Here is a 26,631-nt window from a genome sequence, read left to right on the forward strand (position 1 = left end):
CATCTAAAAATTCTATAACACCCTTAAAGCACAATCCGAAGTAAATTATAACATGAAAGTTTTAAAAAAAGATGAATAAAATAAAATAATTATGAAATAAAAGATCACGTATTACTAGATAAGCTTTCTTTAAGGGAAGAAATAAATCCTTCCACCTCTTTTATGTTCTGTAGGATTTCTTTTATGTTATTTACAAACGTTTTGACGGAAGTAGATATTTCTTCAGAAGTAGCCGAACCTTCTTCAGATATAGCTAACAAGTTTTGGGTGTTTTTTGTTAAATCTTCCAATTTAACCCCTTCGCTACTTAATTCATCTAAAATTTCGCGGATTTCTTTGGAAATATTTTCTATATTAGTTGCAGATTCTTTATTATCTTGAGAACTAATTCTTAGATTATTAGCTCCTTCTTTCATTGATTTAAATTCTTTTTCAACAGTTTTGGTTAACAGCTCAATACCTGAAGATATTCTGCTAAGTATATTATCAATCTGTGAAGCAGCTATTTTGCTTTCCTCTGCTAAATTTCTTATTTCGTCAGCTACTACAGCGAATCCTCTGCCAGCTTCTCCTGCTCTTGATGCTTCTATTGCCGCATTTAAGGCTAACAAATTAGTTTGATCCGCAATACCTTTCACCGTATCAACGACTTTAAGAATTTCTTGAGTATCCTCTTCTAACTTATCACTTTCTTTTACCAAATTATTGAACCTTTCGCTCATACTTTCTATTTCTTTTGAGGAATTTTCCACTTTTGAAGAGGAAGCATTTATTCTTTTGACTGCATTTTCCAAAGAGTCTACCATTTGATTTTCTCTGGATATGATACTTTGTATAGTATTTACATTTACTTCAACTACATTTGATATGGACTCGGCATCTTGAGCGATTTGTTCTGAGCTTACAGCAACCTGTTCAACTAATTCTCCTATTGAGTCACTTATTTCCTTCATCTCCTCAGCTCTTTCTCCAACTTTTCCTGTAAAGGTTTCTATTTCTTCTATATCCCCCGTCAGCTGAATAAAAATTCCATTAAAATTGCTTCTCAAACTATCAATTTCTAAAGAATGCTTTTCGAGCAGTTTCTCTCCTTTTAATAGTACCGGTTTATCATATTCGAGGTTATTTAAATTTTGTAACCCTTCTGTGGAAGAAGAAAATAATCGTTTGAAATAATTACCCATGGAAAAAATAAACGTTCCAGATAAAATACCTGTAATTAAAAAAGTATACCAATGGTTTCCTAAAATCCAGGTGAAAAGCCAAGATAATAAAAAGACTATGATTATCGTATAGAAGGTAAGTGAAGTAAAAAACATTTTCATTAATGACAAACTCATTGCTACAAAAAACCTTGCCTTCTTAATTTTTGCATAGGGTTTCTCACTCTCTAACTTTATTTTTAGAAAGCTGCCTTTGTCAGTGCTTCCTTGATCAACAATCTCATATTCAATTTTTTCTCCAAAAACCTCAGCTGAACCTTCCAACAGCCCGAGGAAATAGTATCTCATATCTCTGAAAGATCGATAGGTAAGGTACGCGGAATTGCTATCGATGATTTCAAATTCAATGGCGGGAGGTTTAGCCCCCTTTATTCTCCTTGTCAATGATTTATGAACATCATTCATGGTTGACAAAAATGAGAGAAGTCCTTTTTTTTTGAAAAAATTGGGGTAATATTTTTTGAAGGTATAAATGTTTTTTTTGCCCAATTCTTTCATGATCTCTTCTTTTGATTTATTCGTTGATTTACTTATTAAATCAAGAAGTTTAAACACTTTAGAATCTTCTAAATCTTCGAAAGGAGAGAAATGTTTGTTTTCTGGAATTCCTATTTCAGTTAAAAGTTGATTCACATAATCTTCTCCATATGTATTTTTCCATGTTTCCAGCCATGTTTCAACGATCATTCCTTTCATTAAATCCCCTCCTAGGTGCAGTATTTATAATGACTTTAGAAACTCTAAAACCTGCTTTAGCGCCCCTTCGCCCCGCAGCTCGCCCATAAGGATAAAAGCTCTTTGCCTTTTCCCTGTAGCCCGCCCAGAAGCATAAAAGTTCTTTATCTTTTTGTCCTTAAATTATACCATATTTTTTCTAGTTATTTAATTATTAAAAAATAGAGCACAACTAATTTGTATATTTGAGAAATGCACCAATCAACTAATTGATCGGTTAATAAGTTTGAGCAAAGCTTATTTATTGCACGAAACACCTTTGAACTCTAAAAGATTGTGGTATAATACTTAAAATAATACAAAAATCCGTTTTTCTTCAAAGGAGGTACTCAAAAAGGATGGCTAAGAATAATGTTGAAGACTTAGAGAATAGGATAAAACTATTAGAAGAACAAAATAAAGAAAACAGAGAAACTTTGGACGATCTGCTTTTTCAAAATTCTAAACTGAAAGAAAAATTAAATAAAATATGGCATAATCTGAAGATCATGTTTTGGTTATTTTTTGGTTTAGTTGCTTGTTTGATATTAATTTTTACCACAACACCACCCGTGGTAATCGGTTTATGGATCATCTTTGGAGCTATTTTGTTTACTGTATTAATCTTTTATTATTACTTTAAATTTGCTTTTAATAAATTTGAATAAGGAGTGATTTTTTTGACTAGAGAAGAAGCCCTAGAGTTACTAAAGCAAAACTTAAAAACGGATAATTTGTTCACTCATTCTCTTGCCGTAGGAGCCATTATGAAGGAATTAGCAAAACATCTAAACAAAGATGAGCAAAAATGGGAAATCACCGGTTTACTACACGATCTGGATTATGAAGAAACGAAAGACGATCCAGATAATCATGCGTTAAAAACTGTTGAAATGCTTGGAGACGAGGTTGATCAAGATGTAAAAAACGCTATATTGGCACATAATGAAAAAAAAGAGTTAGAAAAAGATATTGAGATAGCCCTATATGCTGCAGATCAACTTTCTGGGCTTATCGTTGCCGCTGTTTTGGTCAGACCAAACAAAGATATAGCCGAGTTATCGGTAAAATCGTTAAAAAAGAAATTCAAAGATAAAGCTTTTGCAAGAGGAGCGGATAGAGAAAAAATAAAAGAAATAGCCAAGCTGGATATCGAATTGAACGATTTCTTTAAAATAGCCATTGATGGTATGGTTCGAATAAAAGATGAATTGAGCTTAGAATGATAAATATTATTATTCATCTTTATTATTTTTATCATTTACATCTTTTGATTCATTTTGAAGTTCAACGATTCTTAGGTTCATAAAAGTGAAAAACGAAATTGAAACAACACCAAATGTGGCAAAAATCCAAGTAACTAGAGAAAACCAAAAAAGTTTTGTGAACCAAAAATAGAATATTAAAAGAACTCCAACAGAAATAGAGAAATAATAGATAAGAAACTTCACGATTCGTTTTTTGTTGTAGCTCATCTTTAAACCTCCCACTAAAAAAGGTGATAACAGTGCAGTCTCTTTTAACTATTTTACCTCAGCCTTTTTACAACAAAATAACAAAACTTTGGAATGAATTGGACAAGAATTTTGATATTAAATGGGTAAAAAATAACGTGCCTTTCCCTCATATAACTTGGAGTGTCGCTGAGGAGTATAAAGTTAACGATTTAAACAAGTTACTCAAAAAGGCGACCAAAGAATTAGATTCCTTAACCATAAAAACGGAAGGTGTAGCCTTATTTACCGGCAAAAAATTAACATTGTACATCCCTGTAAAACCGACAAAGGAAATTTTGAACTTTCACGAATACCTTTGGAATTTGGTCAACGTAAATGAGTCAAAGTTAAACGATTATTATTCTCCAGATAATTGGTTTCCACATATAACTTTAGCGGTAGAAGATATTAATAAAGAGAATATTGGACAGATTACTAGTTATTTGTCTGATAAAAAGTTAAAATATCAAATAAAGTTGGAATCTCTTTCCCTAGTTCACAGAGAGTTAGGGAAAGAGGTTGAAATTGATCAAACTTTTGGCATTCCGAAACGGCGAAAGAGGAAAAAGTAAAATTATCTATTGTTTCTACCAAACCTTTCAATAATTACAATTACCGTAGCTCCTACTAAACCAAATATTAAAAAGCTAACAAAGTTCTCTATTTTTGAAATGGGGGCCCTCAATCCTCCAACCATCAGTCCCATCAAAAAAAACATTGTAGCGAGGTAAAACTTATCCAATACCCATTTCAGTAATCTACTCATAGAAGCCAATCCCAGCACAATACCTAAAACAAAGGTTATCAGCACAGAGAAATTAAAATCATTAACTGCTTTTACTATGTATGAATACTGATTCAAAAGTAATAGAACGTAGGCACCGGAAATCCCCGGCACGATCATGGCAGAAATAGCCAAAAATCCTGACGAAAAGATTATTAAAAATCCGTGTTGCTCTAATAAAAACTGTGCCCCTGAAATATAGAAGGCAACTAAAAAACCAATAGCGGCTGAAATAAAAAAAGAAACGTATTTGGATTTATGGGTATTTTTGAAATCAACATTTTTAAATAGATCAGATCCCAAAAAAAAGATACTACCGATAATTAAACCTGAAAAGAAAGAGAAGACACTTGTTTGATAGTTGTTTATTAAAAAGTCTATAAATCCCAAGGTTGAGAACATTCCAAGAAAAACGCCTATGTACAACATGATCAAAAATCTAAGTTCCCGACTTTTCGTTAAAGTTTTGAAATTAAATAAATTGGTAAAAACAAAAGACCATGCAGATATGAAATTCTCATAAATGCCAAGTATCAAAGCTATCGTCGCCCCTGAAACCCCAGGGATAGAATCAGAAATACCCATGAAAACACCATACAACGGAATTAAAAGATTTTTTTTCTTCATAAATACCTCCATTCAATAAATTTCTTTATAAAAAAAACCCCGCATAAAGCGGGATAAGTTGGGGATTTTATTGGGGGTTATTGTTTTCTAACCCTATTATATGTAGAAAATCTTAAAGCATCCTTAAAATATTTAAAAAAGGTTCTAATTCTTCTTTGCTGATGTTAATCCCCATTTCTATCCCTGTTTTGTTTGTTCCATGATAATCCGAACCAGCAGTAATAAACAAATCATACTTTTTGGCAAGGGTTTTATATCTTTCGATCATTTCTTTGGTGTGCAAGGAATAATAAGCTTCTATGCCGTCTAATCCATAATCTACTAACTCTCTAATCAGATTGTCTAGGTTTTGTTCATCGAGTTTTGTTTGATAAGGGTGCGCTAAAACAACTACACCCCCAGCTTCTTTAATTAACAATATTGCATCTTTTGGATCCAACCTTTTTTTATCTAAGTAAAGAGGTGCACCTTTCTTTAAATACTTATCGAAAGCCTCTTGTTTGTTGCTTACATAATTTTTTTTCACCATTAAAGAAGCAAAATGTGGTCTACCAATCAATTCTCCGCCTGCTTCTTCTTTTAGTTCTTCAAGTGAAATTTGAAAACCAAGTTTTTGCATGTTTTCGATCATCAAAACGTTTCTTTTTTTTCTGTACTCTTGAAGGTCTTCTAAAACCTTATTTAACCTTTTGTTTTTGATATCAAAGCCGTATCCTAAAAGGTGTAAAGTGTTCAGGAATTCTGCACTTATTTCTACTCCAGGAATGAATTTTAACTTGTTTAAATTTGGAAAGTTTTCTATAGCTTTTATTCCATCAAGGGTATCATGATCGGTGATAGATAGATATTCTATATTTTTTTCTAAGGCCAGATTCAATAATTCATCAGGAGTGTTACTCCCATCGGATCCTGTTGAATGAGTATGAAAATCAACTTTCACTTTTTCCCTCCTGTTTTAATTAGTATTACAGCGCCCTTTTTATTTATTTTTTCCAAAGAACTTTGTTTTTTTCGTCGTCGTATATCTCTTCAACATCGTCGGGTAGATCAATTTCTTCAATATATTTGGATATAGCTTCTTTGATCAGGTCTTCTGGTAAAGAAGTGATGAACCATAAGTCGCTTAACCAAACTTTGTTGTTTTCTCTTAGCGGTGCTTTATAAATGGCACTTTCTACTGCCTTTGCAAATGTAGATAAAGGTACTTCCTTGACAAAACCTTTACCTGAATTTTCTCCGTAGATATTGTTCATAACGACAATTTATGCCTCCTTAATGTGCACTTTTACTATTTTTAGAAACTCTAGAACATGCTTTAGCGCCCCTTCGCCCCGCAGCCCACCCATTTAAGGAAGGAACCTTCGGTCCCTTGGACTCTGGTGGGTGAAGGGCTCCGCCCTCACAATTGGTCTAATAAGAATTTTCTACATGTTATTTATAGCTATTTCTGTCCAACCTTCGAAATTCACATCCTTTAAATTTACGATTTCCTCTTTTTTCATCCATGTGCTCTCAAAGTTATCTTCTTCTTTAATCTTCGCAGAATCGATGAATCCGACAAAAAGGACACCTAAATGAACCTTGGATACATCTTCAGTGTTATCGTTGATTATTCCTTTGTAAACATATTTATATGAATTGGTAATCCATAATTCTTCATTAATTTCACGATCCATTCCGTTGAAAAAGGTTTGTTCCATAGTAATACCCTTATCCCCTTTGTTTATGTGGCCCCCTATTCCTATTGATATTTTGTTGTGAAGCCTTTTTTCTCCTTGATTTTGTGTTCTTTTTAAAACTAAAACTTTGCCTTCGTAGTTTTTGAACACTACATAAGGTATGATTTGTTTGTAATTATAATCGTTTTCTATTTCATCTCTTTCGTGGAAATTACCGCTTTCTAATATTTCTACGAAATCGCTAAATTTTATTTTAAAAAAATTATTGTTGAACGAAGATATTTTTTCTACAATTTTTATGGTGGGAATAGCTAAAATCTGTTCACTCATTCTATAATCTCCATTGTTATATTATCGTTCGTGTAAATACATATTTCACCGGCTATTTTTATGGCTTTTTTTGCAATTTCCTCAGCATCTAAGTCCGTGTTTCTTAACAGAGCCATTGCTGCAGCGTATGCATAAGGTCCACCGGAACCTATTGCAATTGCATCTTCTTGTGGTTCCATAACTTCGCCATTACCAGAAATTAAAAAGATATTTTCTTTGTCGGCAACCAATAATAATGCTTCAAGTCTTCTCAGTGCTTTGTCCATACGCCATTCTTTTGTCAGTTCTACAGCTGCTTTCATAAGATTACCATGTGAAGATTTATACTTTCCTTCAAATCTTTCATACAAAGCGAGGGCATCTGCTACGGATCCAGCGAAACCTGATATTACTTTTCCTTCACCCAATCTTCGCACTTTTTTGGCGTTGCCTTTAAAGACTGTTTCACCCATTGTTACTTGTCCATCACCACATATTACTGTTTTTCCGTTTCTTTTTACTCCTAATATTGTTGTCCCATGAAAATCCATAAATTGTATTTCCTCCTTGCACTCACATTTTTTTATTTAGAAACTCTAAAACCTTGGTAGATAGCGCCCCTTCGCCCCGCTCCCCACCCATAAGGATAAAAGTTCTTTGTCTTTGCCCCACGCCATCCCTAAGGATAAAAGTTCTTTGTTTTTTGTCCCGCTGCCCACCCAAAAACACTTTGCTGCGCTATCGTCTATTCATTTTCAAAAACTGATTTTTGTGGGTTGTTTTAAATGATTTTTTATTATTATATCTATTAAATCATCAAAGCTGATTCCTGCAGCTATTGCGGATGTTGGAAGATCACTTAATTCTGTTAAACCTGGAACGGTGTTTATTTCCAAAACGTAAATCTCATCACCCTTTAAGATTGCATCGATTCTAAACATGTCTTTAAAAGTGAGTATCTTCATAACTTGATTTCCTATTTCATTTATTTTTTGTATGATTTTTTCAGGTGAATTAAGCTGTGGCTTGAGTTCAGTTAATCCGTTAGTATATTTTGCTTCATAATCGTAGAATTCTTTTTTTGGAATAATTTCAAGAATAGGTAGTAATATGAACTCATCATTTTTCTGAATATAAGATATCGTTATTTCGCGGCCTTTTATATATTCTTGAACCAGAACTTCCTGAAATTCTTTCAAATCTTTTTCTAAATAGAATTTGAATTCATTTTCGTTGTGGATGATGTATACGCCTTTACTTGATCCACTTTTTCTAGGTTTGATGATGAAAGGGTACTGAAAGGGCGGTGATATCAATTTGTTGGTTAGGATTGTTTGAGGCATTTGTATATAATTTTTAAATAGAGTATAGAATATAAATTTATCGTATGTGGCTACACATGTTTCAGAGTTAGAACATGTGTAGTCTATCCCTAATATGTCCAATAAAGAAGATAATCTTCCGTCTTCTCCGTAATCTCCGTGCACCACGTTGAAGGCGAATTTATAATTTTGAATTTTATTTATAAAATCGTCATCTATTAAATCCAGTATCAGTGGTTTATGCCCCAAATTACTTATGGAATTAAAAACATTTTTTGCACTTATAAATGCTATCTCTCTCTCTATAGATTTCCCACCTGTAATAATTGGGATGTCCATCGTTTTTTTCTCCTTTTTTACTTTCTACGTTTACTTTGTTAATTGTTTGATTTCTTCAATGTCAAAGTATGTTTTGTCTTTCTGACAGTATAACTTTTCCTTTCCTCTTGAGGTTTTGTAGAATAATGTTTCTCCACATTTGGGGCAATTGTACTCTGAAGGTTCGTACCAATACAACGTCCCACAAGAATCACATTTGAAGTAAGTTTTCCCTTTTTTGCTTCTTAATTTTATGACGTCGCCGCCGCAGTTGGGACACTTCCCTCGGGCTTTTACATTGCGAGTATATTTACAATCTGGGTAGTTACTACATGCTATAAATTCTCCAAATTTCCCGTGTTTTAATATGAGATCTCCACCACAGACGGGGCATTTTTCACCTATTTTGTTTTCTTCTTTGTTTAATTTTAAAGTTTCTTGTAGATATTCTTTTATGTATAATTTGTCCTTAATTGTCACTCCAAATGATTCCGCAGGAATTTTCTGAGTTTCCTTGCATTTCTCACAGGATAAATATAGACCGTATCGGCCAAAATTTAATTTCATGTTTTTACCACATTTTTCGCAAGGTACATCGCTTTCGTAATGTAAAATTTTTTGTTTATTTTTTATGTTGTTAGATGCAGTGGTAAGGAACTTTTCGAATTCTTCATAGAACTGCTCTAAAACCACTTTACTTTTGTTTTTTCCATCTTCTATATTATCAAGGTCTTCTTCCATGTTCGCGGTGAATTTTACATCCACTATCTCTGGGAAATAGGCTTCCAAAAAGTCAGTTACCACAAAACCAGTTGTTGTTGGTCTCAAGGTATTTTTCGATATTTTAGAAACGTATTTACGTTGCAAAAGTGTAGATATTATGGTTGCATACGTTGATGGTCTTCCTATTCCTTTAGATTCTAATTCTTTTATCAATGTTGCCTCTGTATATCTGTTTGGAGGATTAGTCTCTTTTTCTTCGAATTTTAATTGGTCGTATGTGATCTTATCATTTTTATCTATCTTAAAGTCCACTTCTTTATTGTTAGGACTCCAGAATTTTTCAAATCCATCAAAGATACATTTTTTAGACGTTATTTCAAATGAATATTTGTTGGTGTTGTCTTCAATAATGTATGTTTTTTCTAAATATCTTGATGGAGCTGATTGAGATGCCATGAATCTATTCCAAATAAGGGTATACAATTTTAAATGATCTGATGAAATTAACCTTTTTGCGTTGTTGACATCCATGTTGATATCTGTAGGCCTTATAGCCTCATGGGCATCTTGAACGTTTGTTTTTTTGTTTTTAGATAGGTAATGTCCGACATAATCTTTGCCGTAATTTTTTTCCAAATAATTAATAGCTGCCTGTTGGGCTTCGTTTGAAACTCTTGTAGAATCAGTCCTCATGTAAGTAATAAAAGCAATGCTTCCTTCAGAGGTTTCCACACCTTCATATAAATCTTGCGCGATTTTCATTACTTTAGATGAACTCCAGTTAAAAGTCGAAACCGCTGTTTGTTGTAGAGTACTGGTAATAAATGGTAATGGAGGTTTTCTAGTTGTTTTCTTCTCTTTTATATTCCCAAGTTTAAAATCCTTGTCTTTTAAATATTCGAAGATTTGGTCTTTTTTTGTTTTTGATATACTTTCGGGTTTTATTTTTTTACCGTTTTCTTTTGTTAGTGGAATATTTTGACCTTTGTGCTCAAGGTAGATATTATAGTACTTTTTTGGTTTAAAAGAGAAAATTTTTCTTTCTTTATCCACTATCAATTTCAATGCCGCGGATTGAACCCTTCCTGCACTAGTTTTATAATCCTTTAATACTTTCCAAACCAGGGGAGAGATCTTATATCCTACCAATCGGTCCAAGATTCTTCTAGCTATCTGGGCATCAACTTTTTTCAAGTCTAAACTTTGGGGATTACTTATTGAATTTTTTATTGCATTTTTCGTGATTTCTGAGAATATGATACGATTTTTCTCTTTTGGATCGAGATCTAAAAGCTGGGAAAGATGCCACGCTATAGCTTCTCCTTCCCTATCCATATCCGATGCTAATAACACTTTTTTACCTTCCGTTTCTTTCTTGATTTCTTTTATAACTTTTTCTTTACCAGGTATCACTTGAAAGATTGGCTCAAAGTCGTGTTCGATATCAACTCCAAACTCCTTTTTAGGTAAATCACGAACGTGACCTTTTGAGGCTATTACTTTATATTCCTTTCCTAAATATCTTTCTATTGTTTTTGCCTTTGATGGGGATTCAACGATCACTACGAATTTACTTTTCCCATTATTGTTGTTGGATTTAGTGCTTTTTTTTGGCATGAATTGAATTACCTCCCGCTAGTATTTTTCTATTTTTATCTTGCGCGCCAGCCTTTTATCGTATTCACTCCAACTTTGATCTTTGTTTATTTGTAAGGTATTTCTAATGTTGTCTTTAACTTGAGCAATTTTGGCGTCCATGTTATCACTTAACCCAATAATAAATGATTCGATAGTTTTAGGAACTACAGGACTTCCGTATTCTATTTCTCCATGATGAGAGAGTATGATGTGTATTATATGGTTAAGATCCGTTTCTTTTATTTTTGGAGATATTTTTTTTGACTCCTCGTACACTATTTTTGTTCCCAGATGTATGTGTCCTATCAATTCGCCTTGTTCAGTTTTTTCTATCCCACGAGGTGTTATAACGTATTCTTCTATTTTTCCTATATCGTGCAAAAGGGAACCAGCTATTATAATATCTTTATTGATACATATTTCATTATCTTCGTTGTAAAGATCGTATAATCTTAAAGATAGTTCAGTGACCATCAATGTATGTTCCAGTAAACCGCCTGGATAGGCATGATGCACTTCTATTGCTGCCGGAGAAAAAAGAAAAGATTCCCTTAATTTTGAATTAGCCAAAAAAATCTGTTTCAGCAAAGATTTGATACCTTCATCTTCAACAGTTTGTATGTAATGTTCAAGTTTTGCGTTTAACTTTGATAGATCATTATTGGAAAAATGCAAGTACTTTTCGGGGTTGATATTCATTATGTTAATCTTTTGCACAGAGTTGGTTTCGTTACTAATATTAATTTGAAGTCTATTTTCAAAATAAACTATTTTCCCTTTTACTTTTATAACGTCTCCAATTTGAATCTTGTTATTGTTGGTTTCTGCGTTATACCAATCGATAGCTCTAATTGACTGACTTTTATCTGCAAGTGTAAACAATAAAAACATTTTGTCATTTTTTGTCTTTTGGAGCTTTTTGCTCACAACTTTTCCTTCTATTTCTGCTTCTTCAGTTGGTTTTAAATCCGATATTAACGTAATGTTTTCCCCATTTGTCTTTGGTTGAAACGGATTATCTTTTATTATATCTTTCAAAGAATAATCTTCATTCAAAATTTTTTCCTCCCTTAATGTAAATCCGTCGAACCCTTTGAGCTATCCTTGAGGTTACTTCGTAGCTTATAGTAGAAGCGTTTTCAGCTACTTCTTCTGCGCTTATTTCATCGTACTTTTGCTTCCCAATGATAACAACTTCATCACCGATTGAAGCGTTAGTATCAGTAACGTCCACAACTATTTGATCCATAGATACTCTGCCTAATATTTTACATCGCTTCCCGTTAATTAAAACTTCCCCTTTGTTGGAAAGGGTCCTAAAATAACCATCTGCATACCCTATAGGAACAATGGCTGTTTTCATCTTTTTTTGCACTTCATAAGTTCGACCATATCCGATAGTATCGCTTGGTAAAAGGGAATGAATGCTTGCAACGATGCTCTTTAGTTCTAAGACAGGTTTTAATTGATCAACTTTGTGAGTTGTGGATGGTTGTAAGCCATAAGTGGCAATTCCTGGCCTCACATAATCTAAAGAATATTCTGGGAAAAAAAGAGCGGCAGCACTATTAGAAATATGTTTTTTTTCAACATCTATGCCTGAACTAATTATATAATCCAATAAACTTTTATATTTTTCAAATTGAACTCTGGTAAAATCGTCTTTTTCATCTGCATTGGCAAAATGGGAATAAACACCTTCTATTCGAATATTTTTATCTTTGATCAACTTTATTAATTGGGGTAATTTTTCCTCTTTTATGCCAATTCTGTTGATACCGGTATCCACGTTTATATGGAACTTAAATTTATCAACATCTTTCCCTAGTATATCACATACTTTTTCTAAAAATGTATACGCAGTAATTGTAGGTCTTAAAAAATGAGAGAATTCCAATAACTCTTCAAAATCATCTGGGCTGAAGTAATTAAAGATTAAAATCGGGAGGTGCACTCCCTCCTTTAAGATTTCTAAAGCTTCTTCCAAATATGCAACAGCCAACATACTACAACCTTCGTTAAATACTTGCCTTGCCAAAGGAAGCATACCATGTCCATAAGCATTTGCCTTTAAAACCGGTATAATACTCGTTTTTGTTTGGTTTTGTATATAATTCAAATTTTCTAAATATTTATCAATATTTATATATGCAACTGTTTCTCTACCTTTCAATTTTATCTCCTTTTAAAAAAGAAATGAGTTTATCTCGGTCTTGTATAAACTTAGGCAAAATAATTGTTTTATCCTTTAAAATTATTATTATTTTTCTTGAAGTAATAACTATTTCTTTAATGGAAGATTTACTGAAATGCTCGTATTTTTCTGAAAATACGGAGGTAATAACGTAAAAGGTTTTGTTATTTTGGTCATAAATAATAGGATACCGCATAAATTTTCTTATGGAATAAAATAAAAGTGTAACTATTATTCCGAGAAATATAAAAGCTATAATACCTTTTGGATAAAGACTGTATAGAAAGTTACCTAATATAAACAAAAATAAAACAAAGATTAAAGGGAGCAGATAAAGAATTTTCGAATATCTAAACTTATAAAGAATTTTTCAATCCCTCTTTTAGTTACTTGGTTTTTTAGAATGTACAATTAACATTATACAATAATTTTGAGTGGTTGGCAAAAATTTTCTATTTTTATTGTATAATGTGCAATGGAGTGGGGTCTCACTTATAATAACATCAATATCATAGAGGGATGAAATACGATGACGAAAAAAGAAGTCAGAGAGATGATTTTAAAAAAACGATTGGAACTAGATCAAGAAAAATATGAAACATATTCACAAAAAATAGTAGAAAAATTGAGAAATCAAATCAAAAAAATGGAGTTTGATTCCATCGCTCTCTATTATCCCATTAATAAAGAAGTAAACGTATTATCTTTGATAGAGGAATTGTTAAAAACTCAAAAAAAGGTTTATTTACCAAAGGTTTTAGGTAAACAAATGAAGATGGGAAGAGTAAAAAGTCTCGATCGCTTGATTAAAAGTAAATTTAATATTCCAGAACCCATCGATGATGAATTTTCCTCAAAAATTGATCTTTACATAATTCCTGCAATTGCCTATGATTTTAATGGATATAGAATTGGATACGGTGGAGGATATTACGATAGATACTTCCTTCAAAATCCGAAAACTTATTTGATAGGGGTGGTATTCAACTTTCAATTAATAGATTCCGTTCCTATTCACCCCCATGATTTACAAGCCGATTTAATAATGACAGAAAAAAAGGAAATAGAAATAAAGTGATCTGCGCGGCAAAGACAAAGAACTTCTATCCTTATGGTTTGCTGTATTATGCAAAGTAGATCTTTAAATGACTTTGATTTTGAACTTGGGGATCTTAAGGGGCTCGCCCCTTAACGCTTGGCGAAGGGGCGCTAAAATAATTTTTGGAGTTTCTAATGGCAGTATTAAATAAATATTTTAGAGGAGGTTGAAAAATGTTTAAAGTCAGCGTAGTCCAATTCAAACCAGAACTATTTGAGATCAAGAAAAATGTAGACAAGGTAATGAAGATCGTCGAAGGAGTAGATAGCGATTTTATAGTATTTCCAGAATTAGCTTTTTCTGGTTACGCTTTCTCTTCCAAAAAAGAGGTAGAAGAAACTTATGAATCACCTTTAGAGGAAAATGGATACGCCTTTAAAACCTTCAGGGAATTTTCAAAAGATACCGGCATAAGTGTAGTATATGGTTTTAACGAAAAGTATGAAGATAAGTATTATAATTCCTCAATATTGATCAATAGTGACGGGACATTTAAAATATACAGAAAGACTCACTTGTTTTTCAGAGAAAAATTGTTTTTCACTCCTGGGAACACAGGCTTTTGGGTGGAAAATGTTAACGGAATAAAAGTAGGAGTTGCCATCTGTTTTGATTGGTACTTTCCAGAATCCTTTAGAACATTGGCTTTATTAGGGGCAGATTTAATTTTACATCCAGCAAATTTGGTCTTACCATATTGCCAAGAAGCCAATAAAATTAGATCTTTAGAAAATAAGGTTTATATTGCCACATCAAATATTTGGGGAACCCAGAGCAATGGTGAAATACAGTATTCTTTCACAGGTAAAAGTCAAGTGACTTCACCCAACGGCGAAGTGCTTTTTAGACTACCAGACCAAGGAGATTTTATTCAAACAGTAGAAATTGATGAAAGAAAATCTCAAAACAAAAGTATCAATGAGTATAATGATCTCTTCAAGGATCGAAACCCAAAATATTATTTTCACTCATAGGTTAAGAGTGATATAATATTTGATTACTTCTAAATTTAGATTACTTAGAAACCTTTTAATAAGCACTTTAATTAGATCCCCAAATCTCAATTAATGACTTGAAAAAAAAGACTATTTGAATTATAATATTAGTGATGTTGAACAACGAATATACGTACAAAATGATAAAAAGTTTTAGCAAGGGGGTATTTTGATGAGTGCAAAAGAATACGTTGTAGGTATAGACTTAGGTACTACAAATTCAGCTATTGCTTGGGTAAAACCAGATGGTAACCCTGAAGTAATACCTAATTCGGAAGGTAAAAGGACCACACCTTCTATTGTTTCCTTTGGTAAAGATGGTCAAATATTGGTTGGTGAACCAGCTAAAAGGCAAGTTATTTTAAATTCAGACAGAACAGTACGATCTATTAAAAGGTATATGGGAAGTGACCACACTGTAAAAATAGATGATAAAGTGTATACACCTCAGCAGATAAGTGCTTACATACTTAAAAAACTGGTCAGAGATGCAGAAGAATATTTAGGAGGAAAGATCAAAAAGGCCGTTATAACAGTTCCTGCTTATTTTAACGATGCTCAAAGACAAGCCACAAAAGAAGCAGGAGAAATAGCTGGTTTAGAAGTTCTAAGAATAATAAACGAACCAACAGCGGCTTCTATAGCTTTTGGTCTGGACCGATCCCAAGAAGAAAGAAAAATAGTTGTATATGATCTAGGCGGGGGAACCTTTGATGTTTCTATTTTGGATATAGGAGAAGATATTGTAGAAGTTATCGCCACTTCTGGAAACAACCATCTAGGAGGAGACGATTTTGATCAAAGGATAATCGACTGGTTAGCTGATGAATTTATGAAAGAGTATAAAGTTGACTTAAGAAAAGATAAGCAAGCACTTCAAAGATTGAAGGAAGCTGCTGAATCTGCTAAGATAGAGCTATCAGGTAAACTAGAAACGGATATAAATTTACCTTTTATCACAGTTGTTGATGGCCAACCTGTTCATTTAGAAAAGAAACTAACCAGAGCAAAATTAGAAGAACTCATTGGAGACCTAATAGAATCAACAAGAGGACCTATTGAGAACGCAATGAGAGATGCTAAACTTTCACCTCAAGATATAAGTGATGTACTACTTGTAGGTGGTTCAACGAGGATACCAGCCGTCCAAAAATTAGTTAAAAATTATTTTGGGAAAGATCCTTCAAAGAATGTCAATCCAGACGAAGCCGTTGCAATTGGAGCAGGTGTTCAAGCTTCTATAATGGTTGGAGAAACTGAAAGAGACCTTGTCTTAGTGGATGTTACTCCTTTATCCTTAGGTGTAGAAGTTAAGGGAGGTTTAATGGAAGTTATTATACCAAGAAATAACAAAATTCCTGTCAAAAAATCTAAAACTTTTACCACCTCCGTAGACGGGCAAACAGAGGTTGAAGTAAGAGTTTATCAGGGTGAAAGGCCTTTAGCAAAAGACAATTTTTTCTTAGGGAGTTTTAAGTTGACAGGTATTGCCCCTGCACCAAGAGGAGTTCCTCAAATTGAAGTTGCTTTTGATATTGACTCTAATGGAATTGTAAGTGTATCAGCCAAGGATTTAGGAACTCAGAAACAGCAATCTATGGTAGTAACCGGAAGACACAAACTCGATAAAGAGCAAATAGATAGAATGATGAAAGAGGCTAGAGAGTACGAAGAACAAGACAAAAAGGTAAAAGAAAAAGTTGAGATGAGAAACCAAGCAGACGATTTAATCTATCAAACAGAAAAATTATTAAGTGAAAATGGAGATAAAATCCCTGATGACTTAAAAGCCAACATAGAAGAAAAAACAAAAGAATTAAAGCAAGCTTTAGAGGAAGATAACGTTGGTAAAATTAAGATAGTCAAAGATGAGTTACAACAAGAGATTATAAAAGTAGGACAATATATTTATCAAAACCAAAACCCAGGAGCAACTACGGGAGCAACTAACCCCGGAAACAATCCAGAAAATTAGGAATTTAGGAATTTAGGAGGCGTTAAAAGCCTCCTAAATTTTTTTGAACCTAACTTTGAATAACCCCACATCTATTAGTAGTATAAAACAAAGTCATATTTCTCAATACTTTGTATATAAGTGTAAATGTGGTATAATATATCTTGGAGGTGATTGCAAAGTGCAGAAAACCTTTAATTTCGATTCATTCAACTTATCATTGAAAGAACTGGACTCAAAGGAAGATTTATTAGATGACGATTTTGAGTTCACCAAGTTAGAAATAGCAGAGTTCCTAGAAAAGAATTTGGGAAAGTATGGAGATCCATTAGAAGATATTATCAGTTCTATTGATTACGCCTTTTCTAACGAGAAAGGAAAAGGAGGATTTGTTCTGGTGCTTCATAATGACGATAGCATTGTAGGTGCTGTTGTTATTAACGATACGGGTATGGAAGGATATATCCCTGAGCATGTGCTGGTGTACATAGCTGTTGATAAAAATTGTAGAGGGAAGGGGATAGGTAGTAACCTCTTGAAAGAAACAATTACCCGATGTGACGGGGATATATCCTTGCATGTGGAATACGACAACCCGGCTAGAAAATTGTACAAAAAAGTTGGCTTCGAATCCAAATATGCTGAGATGAGATATAAATCATAATATCCAATACCACGCAAAAAAAGGCAACCAAAATGGTTGCCTTTTTAATATATCTATCTTAGTGCTAAAAACTATTATGGTGGGCAGGGGCAGAATCGAACTGCCGACACACGGATTTTCAGTCCGTTGCTCTACCGACTGAGCTACCTGCCCATCCTTAAACTTGGTGGGCGCTGCAGGATTTGAACCTGCGACCTTCTGCTTGTAAGGCAGACGCTCTCCCACTGAGCTAAACACCCTTCCTAATGTTATGGCGCCCCCAACCAGATTCGAACTGGTGCCTTTGGCGTGAAAGGCCAATGTCCTTGACCGCTAGACGATGGGGGCAAGATCTCAAACCTGAAATATATTATCATAAAAATTATGAGATGTCAAGGTTTTTTTTGTTTTTTGATAATTTTTTTGCTATATCAGTTATATCTCCTGCCCCAACAAATAGTAGAACCGCATTTTTTTCTTGTAACAGATCTGATATAATTTCATCTTCAGAATTATAATATTTAGAGGATATAGCTTGAGAATTAAGAGCTTCAACTACCTTTTTTTCATCAACCCCGTTAATAGGTTCTTCAAAGGCAGAATATATCCTGTAGACTAATACTTCATCGGAATATTTTAGAACATCAATAAAGTCGTTTATGTGGAAGTAAAGACGGGTGTACCTATGTGGCTGAAATATGGTTATTATTTTCCTTTTTGGAAAATACTCTTTTGTTGCTTTTATCGTTTCTAAGATTTCGTCGGGTGTATGGGCATAATCGTCTATTATTGATAGATTTTCTTTATCGTAAAGTATGTTGAATCTTCTCCCTACTGAATTATACCCGAGAAAAGTTTCTTTTATTGTGTTAAACTCAATGCCGAATTCTAAAGAAAGTGCGGTTGAAGCCAGTGCATCATAAGCGTAGTGCACTCCCGGAAGATTTAAAGTAATATCTCCAATGTATATATTTTTATGATAAAGTTCAAACACCTGATATCTGTTATATTGGCGTCTTTTTTTAATTATATAATCTGCCTTTTCACTTCGCCCAAAGTATAAGACTTTCTTTTCTTCTAGGTGCCATTTAGTGAGATGGTTATCGTCTACATTTAATAAAACAAGTTCTTTAGTGTTGTTTGCAAATTTATAAAGAGAACTTTCCAAATTATCAAATTCATTGTCGTAGTGTTCTAAATGATCAGGTCTTAAATTGTTTATGATAGAAAAATTCGTTTCTGTTTCTTCTATAAAGCCATCACTCTCATCGACTTCCGCTATTACTATTCCATTTCCATATCTAAAGTTGCCATCTTCTAGTGAATCATGTATTCCACCTAAAAAAACTGTTGGATCTTTGCCGGCATTTTTGAATATTTGAGAAACCATAGCCGTTGTGGTGGTTTTTCCATCTGTCCCAGTAATGCCTATTGAGGTATGCTTTTGCAATATTGAGTTGAGTAGTTGCATTCTGTTCAAAATAGTTATATTTCTTCTTTTGGCCTCTATCAGTTCGGGATTGGTATATTTTATTGCCGTTGTTTTAATTAAAAAATCTATATCAGGAAGATCAGAGTCCTGTTTTAATTTGACTTTTATTCCTTTTTTTATTAAGTATTCTACTCTTTCGTTCATTTCATTGTTCGATCCAAGCACGTTTTTTATTCCATACTTATAAGCTGTGTATAAGGCTAGGGAACTCATACCGATACCACCTATCCCGGAGAAGTAATACTTCATAGATACCTCCTTTTGAGAATACAAATATTGACTTTAGAAACTCTAAAACCTTGTGTTAGCACCACTTAACCCGACGTTAAGGGGTAAACCCCTTAAGATCCCCAAATTCAAGGTCAAAATCATTTAAAAAAATGGTTTGCACAGTGACGCAAACGCACCCCGCACTCATAAGATATTATTAACAATACTTTCTGTGGCTCTATTTATCTTAGGTGTGTAGCTAAATTCTTCATTTTTTGGTTGAATACGATTTAAAAAGTTGATCAGTCGATCAATTTCCACATTTTCTTCATCAAAAACAACAACTTTTCCCTTCTTTTGAAGGGAAAGAGCGTTTTTTAATTGGTGATTTTCTGCAGCACCTTTCCATGGGATCAAAATAGCAGAAAGATCATAGAACTGAATTTCCGCTAGAGTTGTTGCTCCTGCCCTTGATATCACTCCATCGGATACAGCCATTAATTCATATAAATTTTCTATATATTTAAAAGTAAAAACATTGGGAAATTGTTTGAACTTTTCTTGGTTTTTGGTTATATGTATGTAATTGTTAATTTTTTCTTTTTTGTATACTCTGTACATTAATTCATCTATTTCGTTAGAACCAAGGCTTCCTCCAAAGACTAAAATACATCTTTTGTTTAAATCCTTTATTCCGAAACCATGCAAGTAAGTTCGCGGTATTTCATTTTCGGGCGTTCTTACAGGGTTACCTGTAAGAATAAACTTATCATTCAACTTTGTTTCTTCGTAACTTACAAAAACTTTTTTTGCCCATCTAGATAGTACTTTATTGGATATTCCAAGAATTGAATTTTGCTCATGCAAGTAAAAAGGAATATTTTGTTTTTTTAAAGCTAAACCCACGGGAACGGTCACATATCCACCAGTGAGAAATCCAAAAACAGGTTTGAATTCTTTTATTATTTTTTCAACTTTACGCTTATCCCTTAAAACTTCAAAGGCTCTGTTTATATTCCTAACGTTGTATAATGGCCTTTCTAGACCTTTGGTATTTAGAGGAATTAACTTAGCTTTTGGGAAATCTGTAGGTAGCTTTTTTTCTTCGATTCTTCCTTTTGTTGTAAAATATATCACATCTAACTTATTATAACATTTGTCTAGATATTTTATTACAGATAGAGCAGGGTAGTAATGGCCTCCTGTACCGCCTCCTGAAAAAACAACCTTTAACTCTTCATTCTTCCTCATCTGTTCTTGTCAACTCCGAATTATGATATATTAATCCCAAACCCCACCCTATAGATGTTAAGGTAACTATCATAGAAGAATTTCCATAGCTTACCATTGGAAGCGTCACTCCTGTGACCGGCATCCATGGCACTCCCAAGCCTACCAAAGTATTTATGACAACTTGAATGAAGATCCATGAAGCTGTAGCTCCACAGAATATGAAAGTAGCGTGATCTTTCGTAAGATAAGCTAAATACACAAGTTCATGAGATAGAAAAAAGAAAAGCATGACAACCATCACTATCCCTAATTTCCCCCATTCTTCTCCTATAACGGATATGATAAAATCGCTGTAAGATTCTGGTACATAGTATTTAAATTCACCCGCAAACGGTCCTGTACCAATTAGCCCACCATTTGCAATGGCATCTCTTGAACGTTGACTTTGAAAATCGTCGGAACCTGTCAATCTTGAAATTTGGTAGGTTTGAAGCAGATTATCCTGGAAGATAAAAAGAACTGAGACGATAATCAATGTAAAAACAATAAAAAATAACATAACCTTTTTATCTTTTATTCCCAAAAACATCGTTATTAAGGTTAACATTGTAATTATAAGGGCAGAACTGAGATCTGGTTCCAAAAAGATCAATAATATGCTAATACCACACACTAAAATAGGGGAAATTACATTTATTAGCAGATTCTTTTTATTTTGTATTTGAGTGTAATAAAAAGCCAAGAAAGCAGGAATAATAAGTTTTGCAAGTTCTGATGGTTGAAATTGGAAAGGCCCAATATTCAGCCATCTTTTTACGCCAGCGATAGGTTGGGTGAATAAAACGATAACTAAAATGAGATTCAAAAATGTAAAAAGAGCGATCATAATATGCTTACTTTTTGTAAATGTATCGCTGAGCATAAAAGCAATTATCGCTCCTAAAAAACCAATAATTAAAGCGATTATATATGTTTGAAATTTTTGTTCTGGGTTTATCTCTTTGATGTCACTGATTGCAAAAAGAGAACTGTAGATGAATAAAACACCAACAAATAGAGTGATACCCAATATTATTAAAAAAAAGATGAAATTTCGTTTTATAGCTATGCGTTGGGGGTTCACCCCAACCCCCCCCTTTCAAATTCTGTTTCTAATTTCAAAATATTGTCTTTCACATGCTTTCAGGAGCATTTACACCCAAGATAGACAAACCTCTTGCTATAACAATTTTTGTTGCATGGCAAAGATTCAACCTACCTTGAATAAGCTCATAATTTTCTGCATTGAGTACAGAGAGGTTGTTGTAAAAATGATGGAATCTTGAGGCTACTCTTTCTAAGTATTGCGTAAGCAGGTTAGGCTTATTTTGAATTACGGCTTTGGTTAATACATTGGTAAATAAGGATAACTCCCTCATTAACAATTTTTCTTCGTCTTCTTTCAGATTTTCTAAACCTAAAAATAATTCGTATTCTATCCCTCTCTTTTGAGCTTCTTTAAATATGCTACATATTCTGGCATGAGCATATTGAACATAATAAACAGGGTTTTCATTAGATTTCTTTATAGCCAAATCAATATCGAAGTTCAATGTTGTATCGGGATCAACCATCGCAAAAAAGTACCTAACAGCGTCTTTTCCAACATTTTGTATAAGATCATCGAGAGTGAAGAATTCACCGCTTCTTGTTGACATCTTTATAATTTCTTGACCCTTTTTTACATTTACAAACTGGTGTAAGATTATTTTTAAAAAATCTTCTGGTAAACCTAATGCTTGTATCGAAGCCATCATCCTTGGTATGTGACCATGGTGGTCAGAACCCATTATATCAATTACGCTATCAAAACCCCGTAGATACTTGTAATAATGGTAAGCGATGTCATCACAGAAGTAAGTGGGCATCGAATCTTTAGACCTTATCAACACCTTGTCGTTTTCATCTATCAAATCCGATACTTTAAACCATACTGCATCATCTTTTTCATACACATAGCCTTTAGCTTTTAAATCGTTCAAGGTTTTTTCAACCATTTTATTTTTAAATAATAATTGTTCACTAAAGATTACATCAAAGTTCACGTTTATCTTTTCAAGCGTCTCTAACATATTTTTTAGCATATCTTCTAAGACTTCTTTTCTAAATATATCTTCGGTTTCTTCATCCCATTTATCTTTAAATTTATCTCCATACTTGTTCAATACTTTTTTCGCCGTATCTATAAGATAATCTCCTCTGTAACCATCTTCAGGTATCTCATACTTTGACCCTAGAATTTCGTTGTATCTTACCCATAGGGAGTAGGAGAGAAGTTTCATTTGTCTGCCTGCATCGTTTAAATACATCTCTCTTTGAACAACGTATCCAGCTTGATCATACATATTTGCCAAAACGTCTCCCATAACAGCTTGTCGACCATGAGCGACGGTAATTGGACCAGTTGGGTTAATGCTTGCGAATTCGAACTGTATATTTGCACCCTTCCCTATATCAAATTTTCCGTAAGTTTTTGGGTTACTTAAAATTTTAGAACATATTCTTTGATATATTTGGGGAGAAACAAAAAAATTTAAAAACCCATTTACATTATCTACTTTTTCAAAAAAAGAAGATTTATCTAATTCATCTCTTAAAATTTGGGCAATTTCTTGGGGTGATTTTCTCAATCTTTTAGTTAAAAGGAAAGCAACGTTGGATGAAAAATCTCCCAAATCGTCTTTTGGAGGTGTTTCGATAGTAAAATTGAGTTCGATGTTAGTAACGCCAATATTTAACAAGGCTATATTGATCTGGTTTTTTATGAGATCTATTATTTCCATATATTTATTTCCTCCTGTTTTTTCGTTTATTACAGCCTTTGGAAACTCTAAAATAGCTTTGCGGTCCTTCGCTCAGCAACCATCCAGATTTTATTACATTTCTAAGTTCGATTCCTGGCATAAGTGAGGGTCCCTGGAATCTTCATTTTCTTTTCAATAAATCTGAATATTTCCCCAAAAATAGTGACCAACACAAAATATATGATAGCAGCGAAAAGGTAAACTTGAAAGAATTCAAAGTTACGACTCGCTACAAACTTAGCTTGAGCCATTATTTCTGGGGCTCCAACAATATAAGAGAGAGAGGAATACTTCAATAAGTATATAAATTCATTTGTCCACGAAGGGATAAACCTTCTTAACGCTTGGGGTAGTATGATCAATCTAATAGCTTGCCATTTTTTCATTCCTATTGATAAAGAGGCTTGCATTTGCCCTGAGTTTATTGATTGAATAGCCCCTCTTAAATATTCTGCCTGATAAGCAGCAGAATTTAAGGAAAAAGCCATTATTGAGGCTAATATTGGAGAAAGCCTAATTCCAATAACAGGTAAACTATAATAAAGAATGAAAAGTTGAACAAGTAATGGAGTACCCCTTATTATTTCGATAAAAACGTAGCTTATGTAATAGAACAATTTATTTCCATACGTTTTAGCAACTGCTAGTAAAACGCCCAAAAAAAATCCTATAACTACAGAAATTAAAGTTAAAAATAGTGTAACCCATATACCTTCCAACATATAAACCCAGGAACTTTCGACAATTTCAAAAAAGCTCATGTGTTTTCTTCCTTTCCGTACAACTGTGATAATTTATTTAAAAACTCCTTAGTTCTATCTTTTTGAGGATTTTTGAACATCGATTCCGGGGGACCTTTTTCAACGATCACACCATTTTCCATAAATATAATCTCATCAGCAACAGCCCTTGCAAAACCCATTTCGTGAGTAACACACACCATAGTCATCCCACTTTTTGCAAGATCTATCATAACGTTCAGAACCTCTCCTATCAGCTCTGGATCTAAAGCGGAGGTTGGCTCATCAAACAGGATCAATTTGGGATTCATAGCCAAAGATCTAGCAATTGCAACCCTTTGTTTTTGTCCACCCGAAAGTTGGGCAGGATAGAGTTCTGATTTATCCTTCAGTCCAACCCGTTCTAATTCTTTTAATGCAATTTCAGTAGCTTGCGATTTTTCAATCTTTTTCACTTTAGTCAACCCGATTTTAACGTTTTCAAGCACAGTTAAGTGATCAAATAGGTTAAAATGTTGAAATACAAAGCCTATTTCTTGCCTAATTTTATGAATATTCTTCGAGGATAGTATTTCTTCTCCTTCCAGATATATTCTTCCGGAATCAGGTTCTACAAGCCTATTTATGCACATTAAAAGGGTGCTCTTCCCCGTTCCACTTGGACCTATTATTACCTTTGTTTCGCCCTTTTTAACTTCCAATGTTATTCCTTTGAGTATTTCTGTTTCATTATAACTTTTATGAAGATCTTCCACTTTTAATATTGTATCTTTTTCTTTTTTCATTAATCAAACGCTCCTTGTTTCATATCCTGGTATTGCAAGCTTTTTTTCGATCCTACCTAATCCTCTACTTATACTAAAAGTTAGGATAAAATATATAACCCCACAAATTAGATAAACTATCAAAGGTCTGTTGGTTACAGAGATAATATAAGTGCCTTGCCTTAGTAATTCTACGACACCTAAGGCATAAGCTAAAGATGTATCTTTTAAAACCACCGCTGCTTCATTGGTCCATCCTGATAATGCGATTCTTATTGCCTGAGGGAAGATAATATAGAAAAAAGTCTGAATTTTGTTCATCCCGATGGAGTAAGCAGCATCGAGCTGTCCTTTTGGTATGGATAAAATTGCGCCTCTTAAAATTTGCGATTGATATGCCGAACTTCTCAGACCCAAACCAAGTATTGAGGCGATTAAAGGATCCAATCTTATTCCTATAGCAGGTAAACCGTAAAAAATCAAAAAAAGTATGACTAACAAAGGAATACTTCTAAATACTCGTTCGTAGATTAGAAAAATAAATTGTACAAGTTTATTACCATACAATTGACCGAAAGAAATTATAATCCCCATAACAAATCCTATTAGCAAACTAAAAAAGGTTAATTCCAACGTTACAAGAGTTCCTTTTAGTAAATAGGGAAAAGAATTGATAATAACTTGAATGTCTTCCAAATATAATCCTTCTTTCTTAATATAAGGGGGGTAAACCCCCCTTGTTTTTTACTTTAAAGATTTACAAGCATCACTTAAAATATTTTCCGATAAGTTCATCCATCTTTCCTGATTCTTGTAACTTTGTTATACCTTCGTTTAACATATTCAATAAATCTTCATTGCCTGGTGCAACGGCCATACCATAATTTTCATTAGTCTTAATGATTCCTACAATTTCTACCGGATCTGTCTTGGTGAATCTTTCAGCTACAGGATTATCTAGTACTATCGCATCGATATTTTTATTAACTAAGTCACGAACAGCAAAGTTGAATGTATCGTATCTTGTAAGGTTTGCTTTTGGCAAGTAACCCGTGTCAATAAGATTTTCAGTTACCCAAAGATCCCCGGTAGTACCTGTCTGAACTCCGATTTTTGGCTCAGTAAAAAGTATACTTAGATTTGTACCTTCTCCTTTTCTTACCATAATACTCTGATCGGCGCTATAATATGGAATTGTAAAGTCTACTACTTTCTCTCTTTCTTCTGTTACCGTCATTCCAGCAGCAATAATGTCAATATTTCCAGTCATTAAAGAAGGTATGAGAGAGTCAAAGCTAATGTCTCTTATTTCAACATCAAATCCATACATTTCTCCGATTTCCCTTATTAAATCCATATCAAAGCCTACAAATTCTCCATCTTCTACGTATTCAAAAGGTGGGAAAGATGCTTCTGTACCGACAACATAAGTAACTGAAAAAGCTGAAAACACAAAAGAAATCAAAATCATAGAAATCAAAAAAGCCTTTTTCACCATGTTGATACACCTCCTATCGTCTTATTTATACTGTCTTTAGAAACTCTAAAACACGTATTGTAACTAACTTTTAATACCTTCAATATTGTACTTTTACCTCCTCACTGTATAATTTATTTGATACCATATCTTT

At 33.4% G+C, this 26,631-nt stretch carries 26 protein-coding genes and 3 tRNA genes; 7 read left to right on the top strand and 22 right to left on the bottom strand.

The window, feature by feature from the left end; all coding sequences use genetic code 11:
• Positions 1-104: 104 nt before the first annotated feature.
• On the bottom strand, positions 105-1,919 hold the full coding sequence (locus X928_RS08335) for a heme NO-binding domain-containing protein (protein ID WP_103079318.1): 1,815 nt from the start codon (positions 1,917-1,919) through the stop codon (positions 105-107).
• Between the two features lie 377 nt (positions 1,920-2,296).
• Here X928_RS08335 and X928_RS08340 point away from each other — a divergent pair, with 377 nt between their 5' ends.
• Both X928_RS08340 and X928_RS08345 read left to right on the top strand, forming a co-directional pair.
• The gene (locus X928_RS08340; protein ID WP_103079319.1) at positions 2,297-2,605 is read left to right on the top strand and encodes a hypothetical protein; all 309 of its coding nucleotides are present in this window, start codon (positions 2,297-2,299) and stop codon (positions 2,603-2,605) included.
• Positions 2,606-2,617: 12 nt separating this feature from the next.
• On the top strand, positions 2,618-3,163 hold the full coding sequence (locus X928_RS08345; protein WP_103079320.1) for an HD domain-containing protein: 546 nt from the start codon (positions 2,618-2,620) through the stop codon (positions 3,161-3,163).
• A gap of 9 nt (positions 3,164-3,172) precedes the next feature.
• Here X928_RS08345 and X928_RS08350 read toward each other — a convergent pair whose 3' ends face one another.
• Entirely contained in the window at positions 3,173-3,412 is a 240-nt protein-coding gene (locus tag X928_RS08350; RefSeq protein ID WP_103079321.1) for a hypothetical protein, read from the bottom strand.
• Between the two features lie 32 nt (positions 3,413-3,444).
• Here X928_RS08350 and X928_RS08355 point away from each other — a divergent pair, with 32 nt between their 5' ends.
• Positions 3,445-4,005: a 2'-5' RNA ligase family protein gene (locus X928_RS08355; protein WP_169926359.1), complete on the top strand. Its 561-nt coding sequence runs from the start codon at positions 3,445-3,447 to the stop codon at positions 4,003-4,005.
• A 2-nt stretch (positions 4,006-4,007) separates the two neighbouring features.
• Here the strand turns inward: X928_RS08355 and X928_RS08360 are convergent, their stop codons facing one another.
• The 9 genes from X928_RS08360 to alr form a co-directional block, all read right to left on the bottom strand.
• On the bottom strand, positions 4,008-4,844 hold the full coding sequence (locus X928_RS08360; RefSeq protein ID WP_169926360.1) for a DUF368 domain-containing protein: 837 nt from the start codon (positions 4,842-4,844) through the stop codon (positions 4,008-4,010).
• A 112-nt stretch (positions 4,845-4,956) separates the two neighbouring features.
• Complete coding sequence (locus X928_RS08365; RefSeq protein ID WP_103079324.1) at positions 4,957-5,784, bottom strand: PHP domain-containing protein; 828 nt, start codon at positions 5,782-5,784, stop codon at positions 4,957-4,959.
• A gap of 43 nt (positions 5,785-5,827) precedes the next feature.
• Positions 5,828-6,097 (bottom strand): hypothetical protein, encoded by a 270-nt coding sequence (locus X928_RS08370; protein ID WP_103079325.1) that lies wholly within the window; start codon positions 6,095-6,097, stop codon positions 5,828-5,830.
• A gap of 171 nt (positions 6,098-6,268) precedes the next feature.
• Positions 6,269-6,853 (bottom strand): NUDIX hydrolase, encoded by a 585-nt coding sequence (locus X928_RS08375; protein WP_103079326.1) that lies wholly within the window; start codon positions 6,851-6,853, stop codon positions 6,269-6,271.
• Positions 6,850-7,383, bottom strand: a complete 534-nt coding sequence (gene hslV / locus X928_RS08380; protein WP_103077235.1) for an ATP-dependent protease subunit HslV — start codon at positions 7,381-7,383, stop codon at positions 6,850-6,852. Before hslV ends, X928_RS08375 begins: the two co-directional genes overlap by 4 nt.
• A 204-nt stretch (positions 7,384-7,587) precedes the next feature.
• Positions 7,588-8,493, bottom strand: a complete 906-nt coding sequence (locus X928_RS08385; RefSeq protein ID WP_103079327.1) for a D-alanine--D-alanine ligase family protein — start codon at positions 8,491-8,493, stop codon at positions 7,588-7,590.
• Positions 8,494-8,523: 30 nt separating this feature from the next.
• Positions 8,524-10,812 (bottom strand): type I DNA topoisomerase, encoded by a 2,289-nt coding sequence (topA, locus tag X928_RS08390; RefSeq protein WP_103079328.1) that lies wholly within the window; start codon positions 10,810-10,812, stop codon positions 8,524-8,526.
• Positions 10,813-10,830: 18 nt separating this feature from the next.
• A complete protein-coding gene (locus tag X928_RS08395) occupies positions 10,831-11,889 on the bottom strand; it encodes a 3'-5' exoribonuclease YhaM family protein (protein ID WP_103079329.1) in 1,059 nt (352 codons plus the stop codon).
• Entirely contained in the window at positions 11,882-13,006 is a 1,125-nt protein-coding gene (gene alr, locus X928_RS08400; protein WP_169926361.1) for an alanine racemase, read from the bottom strand. The genes X928_RS08395 and alr overlap by 8 nt, the downstream gene beginning before the upstream one ends.
• Positions 13,007-13,556: 550 nt before the next feature.
• Between alr and X928_RS08410 the strand changes: the two genes are divergently transcribed.
• The 4 genes from X928_RS08410 to X928_RS08425 all read left to right on the top strand — a co-directional run bounded on the left by X928_RS08410 (position 13,557) and on the right by X928_RS08425 (position 17,739).
• Entirely contained in the window at positions 13,557-14,105 is a 549-nt protein-coding gene (locus X928_RS08410) for a 5-formyltetrahydrofolate cyclo-ligase (RefSeq protein ID WP_103079332.1), read from the top strand.
• A gap of 194 nt (positions 14,106-14,299) precedes the next feature.
• Positions 14,300-15,100 carry a nitrilase-related carbon-nitrogen hydrolase gene (locus X928_RS08415; RefSeq protein ID WP_103079333.1) on the top strand — a complete coding sequence of 267 codons (801 nt, stop codon included), beginning with the start codon at positions 14,300-14,302 and terminating at the stop codon, positions 15,098-15,100.
• Positions 15,101-15,293: 193 nt separating this feature from the next.
• Positions 15,294-17,096: a molecular chaperone DnaK gene (dnaK, locus tag X928_RS08420; protein ID WP_103079334.1), complete on the top strand. Its 1,803-nt coding sequence runs from the start codon at positions 15,294-15,296 to the stop codon at positions 17,094-17,096.
• Between the two features lie 160 nt (positions 17,097-17,256).
• The gene (locus tag X928_RS08425; RefSeq protein ID WP_103079335.1) at positions 17,257-17,739 is read left to right on the top strand and encodes a GNAT family N-acetyltransferase; all 483 of its coding nucleotides are present in this window, start codon (positions 17,257-17,259) and stop codon (positions 17,737-17,739) included.
• 77 nt (positions 17,740-17,816) lie between these two features.
• On the opposite strand, the gene X928_RS08430 is transcribed toward X928_RS08425, so the two are convergent.
• From X928_RS08430 to X928_RS08480, 11 genes are all read right to left on the bottom strand, one after another.
• Positions 17,817-17,892 (bottom strand) — tRNA-Phe (locus X928_RS08430).
• 11 nt (positions 17,893-17,903) lie between these two features.
• Positions 17,904-17,978: transfer RNA gene (locus X928_RS08435), tRNA-Val, on the bottom strand.
• A 12-nt stretch (positions 17,979-17,990) separates the two neighbouring features.
• A tRNA-Glu gene (locus X928_RS08440) sits at positions 17,991-18,066 on the bottom strand.
• Between the two features lie 34 nt (positions 18,067-18,100).
• Entirely contained in the window at positions 18,101-19,459 is a 1,359-nt protein-coding gene (gene murC, locus X928_RS08445; protein ID WP_103079336.1) for a UDP-N-acetylmuramate--L-alanine ligase, read from the bottom strand.
• A 165-nt stretch (positions 19,460-19,624) separates the two neighbouring features.
• Positions 19,625-20,671 (bottom strand): UDP-N-acetylglucosamine--N-acetylmuramyl-(pentapeptide) pyrophosphoryl-undecaprenol N-acetylglucosamine transferase, encoded by a 1,047-nt coding sequence (locus X928_RS08450; RefSeq protein ID WP_103079337.1) that lies wholly within the window; start codon positions 20,669-20,671, stop codon positions 19,625-19,627.
• On the bottom strand, positions 20,658-21,776 hold the full coding sequence (locus X928_RS08455; protein ID WP_103079338.1) for an FtsW/RodA/SpoVE family cell cycle protein: 1,119 nt from the start codon (positions 21,774-21,776) through the stop codon (positions 20,658-20,660). Before X928_RS08455 ends, X928_RS08450 begins: the two co-directional genes overlap by 14 nt.
• Positions 21,777-21,825: 49 nt before the next feature.
• Complete coding sequence (argS, locus tag X928_RS08460; RefSeq protein ID WP_103079339.1) at positions 21,826-23,475, bottom strand: arginine--tRNA ligase; 1,650 nt, start codon at positions 23,473-23,475, stop codon at positions 21,826-21,828.
• A gap of 101 nt (positions 23,476-23,576) precedes the next feature.
• On the bottom strand, positions 23,577-24,257 hold the full coding sequence (locus X928_RS08465; protein ID WP_245857215.1) for an amino acid ABC transporter permease: 681 nt from the start codon (positions 24,255-24,257) through the stop codon (positions 23,577-23,579).
• Positions 24,254-25,021 (bottom strand): amino acid ABC transporter ATP-binding protein, encoded by a 768-nt coding sequence (locus X928_RS08470; protein WP_103079340.1) that lies wholly within the window; start codon positions 25,019-25,021, stop codon positions 24,254-24,256. The genes X928_RS08465 and X928_RS08470 overlap by 4 nt, the downstream gene beginning before the upstream one ends.
• Before the next feature lie 3 nt (positions 25,022-25,024).
• The gene (locus X928_RS08475) at positions 25,025-25,696 is read right to left on the bottom strand and encodes an amino acid ABC transporter permease (RefSeq protein WP_103079341.1); all 672 of its coding nucleotides are present in this window, start codon (positions 25,694-25,696) and stop codon (positions 25,025-25,027) included.
• Positions 25,697-25,766: 70 nt separating this feature from the next.
• A complete protein-coding gene (locus X928_RS08480) occupies positions 25,767-26,498 on the bottom strand; it encodes a basic amino acid ABC transporter substrate-binding protein (protein ID WP_103079342.1) in 732 nt (243 codons plus the stop codon).
• Positions 26,499-26,631 lie beyond the last annotated feature (133 nt).

Source organism: Petrotoga miotherma DSM 10691 (assembly GCF_002895605.1).
In the GTDB taxonomy this organism is placed as follows: domain Bacteria; phylum Thermotogota; class Thermotogae; order Petrotogales; family Petrotogaceae; genus Petrotoga; species Petrotoga miotherma.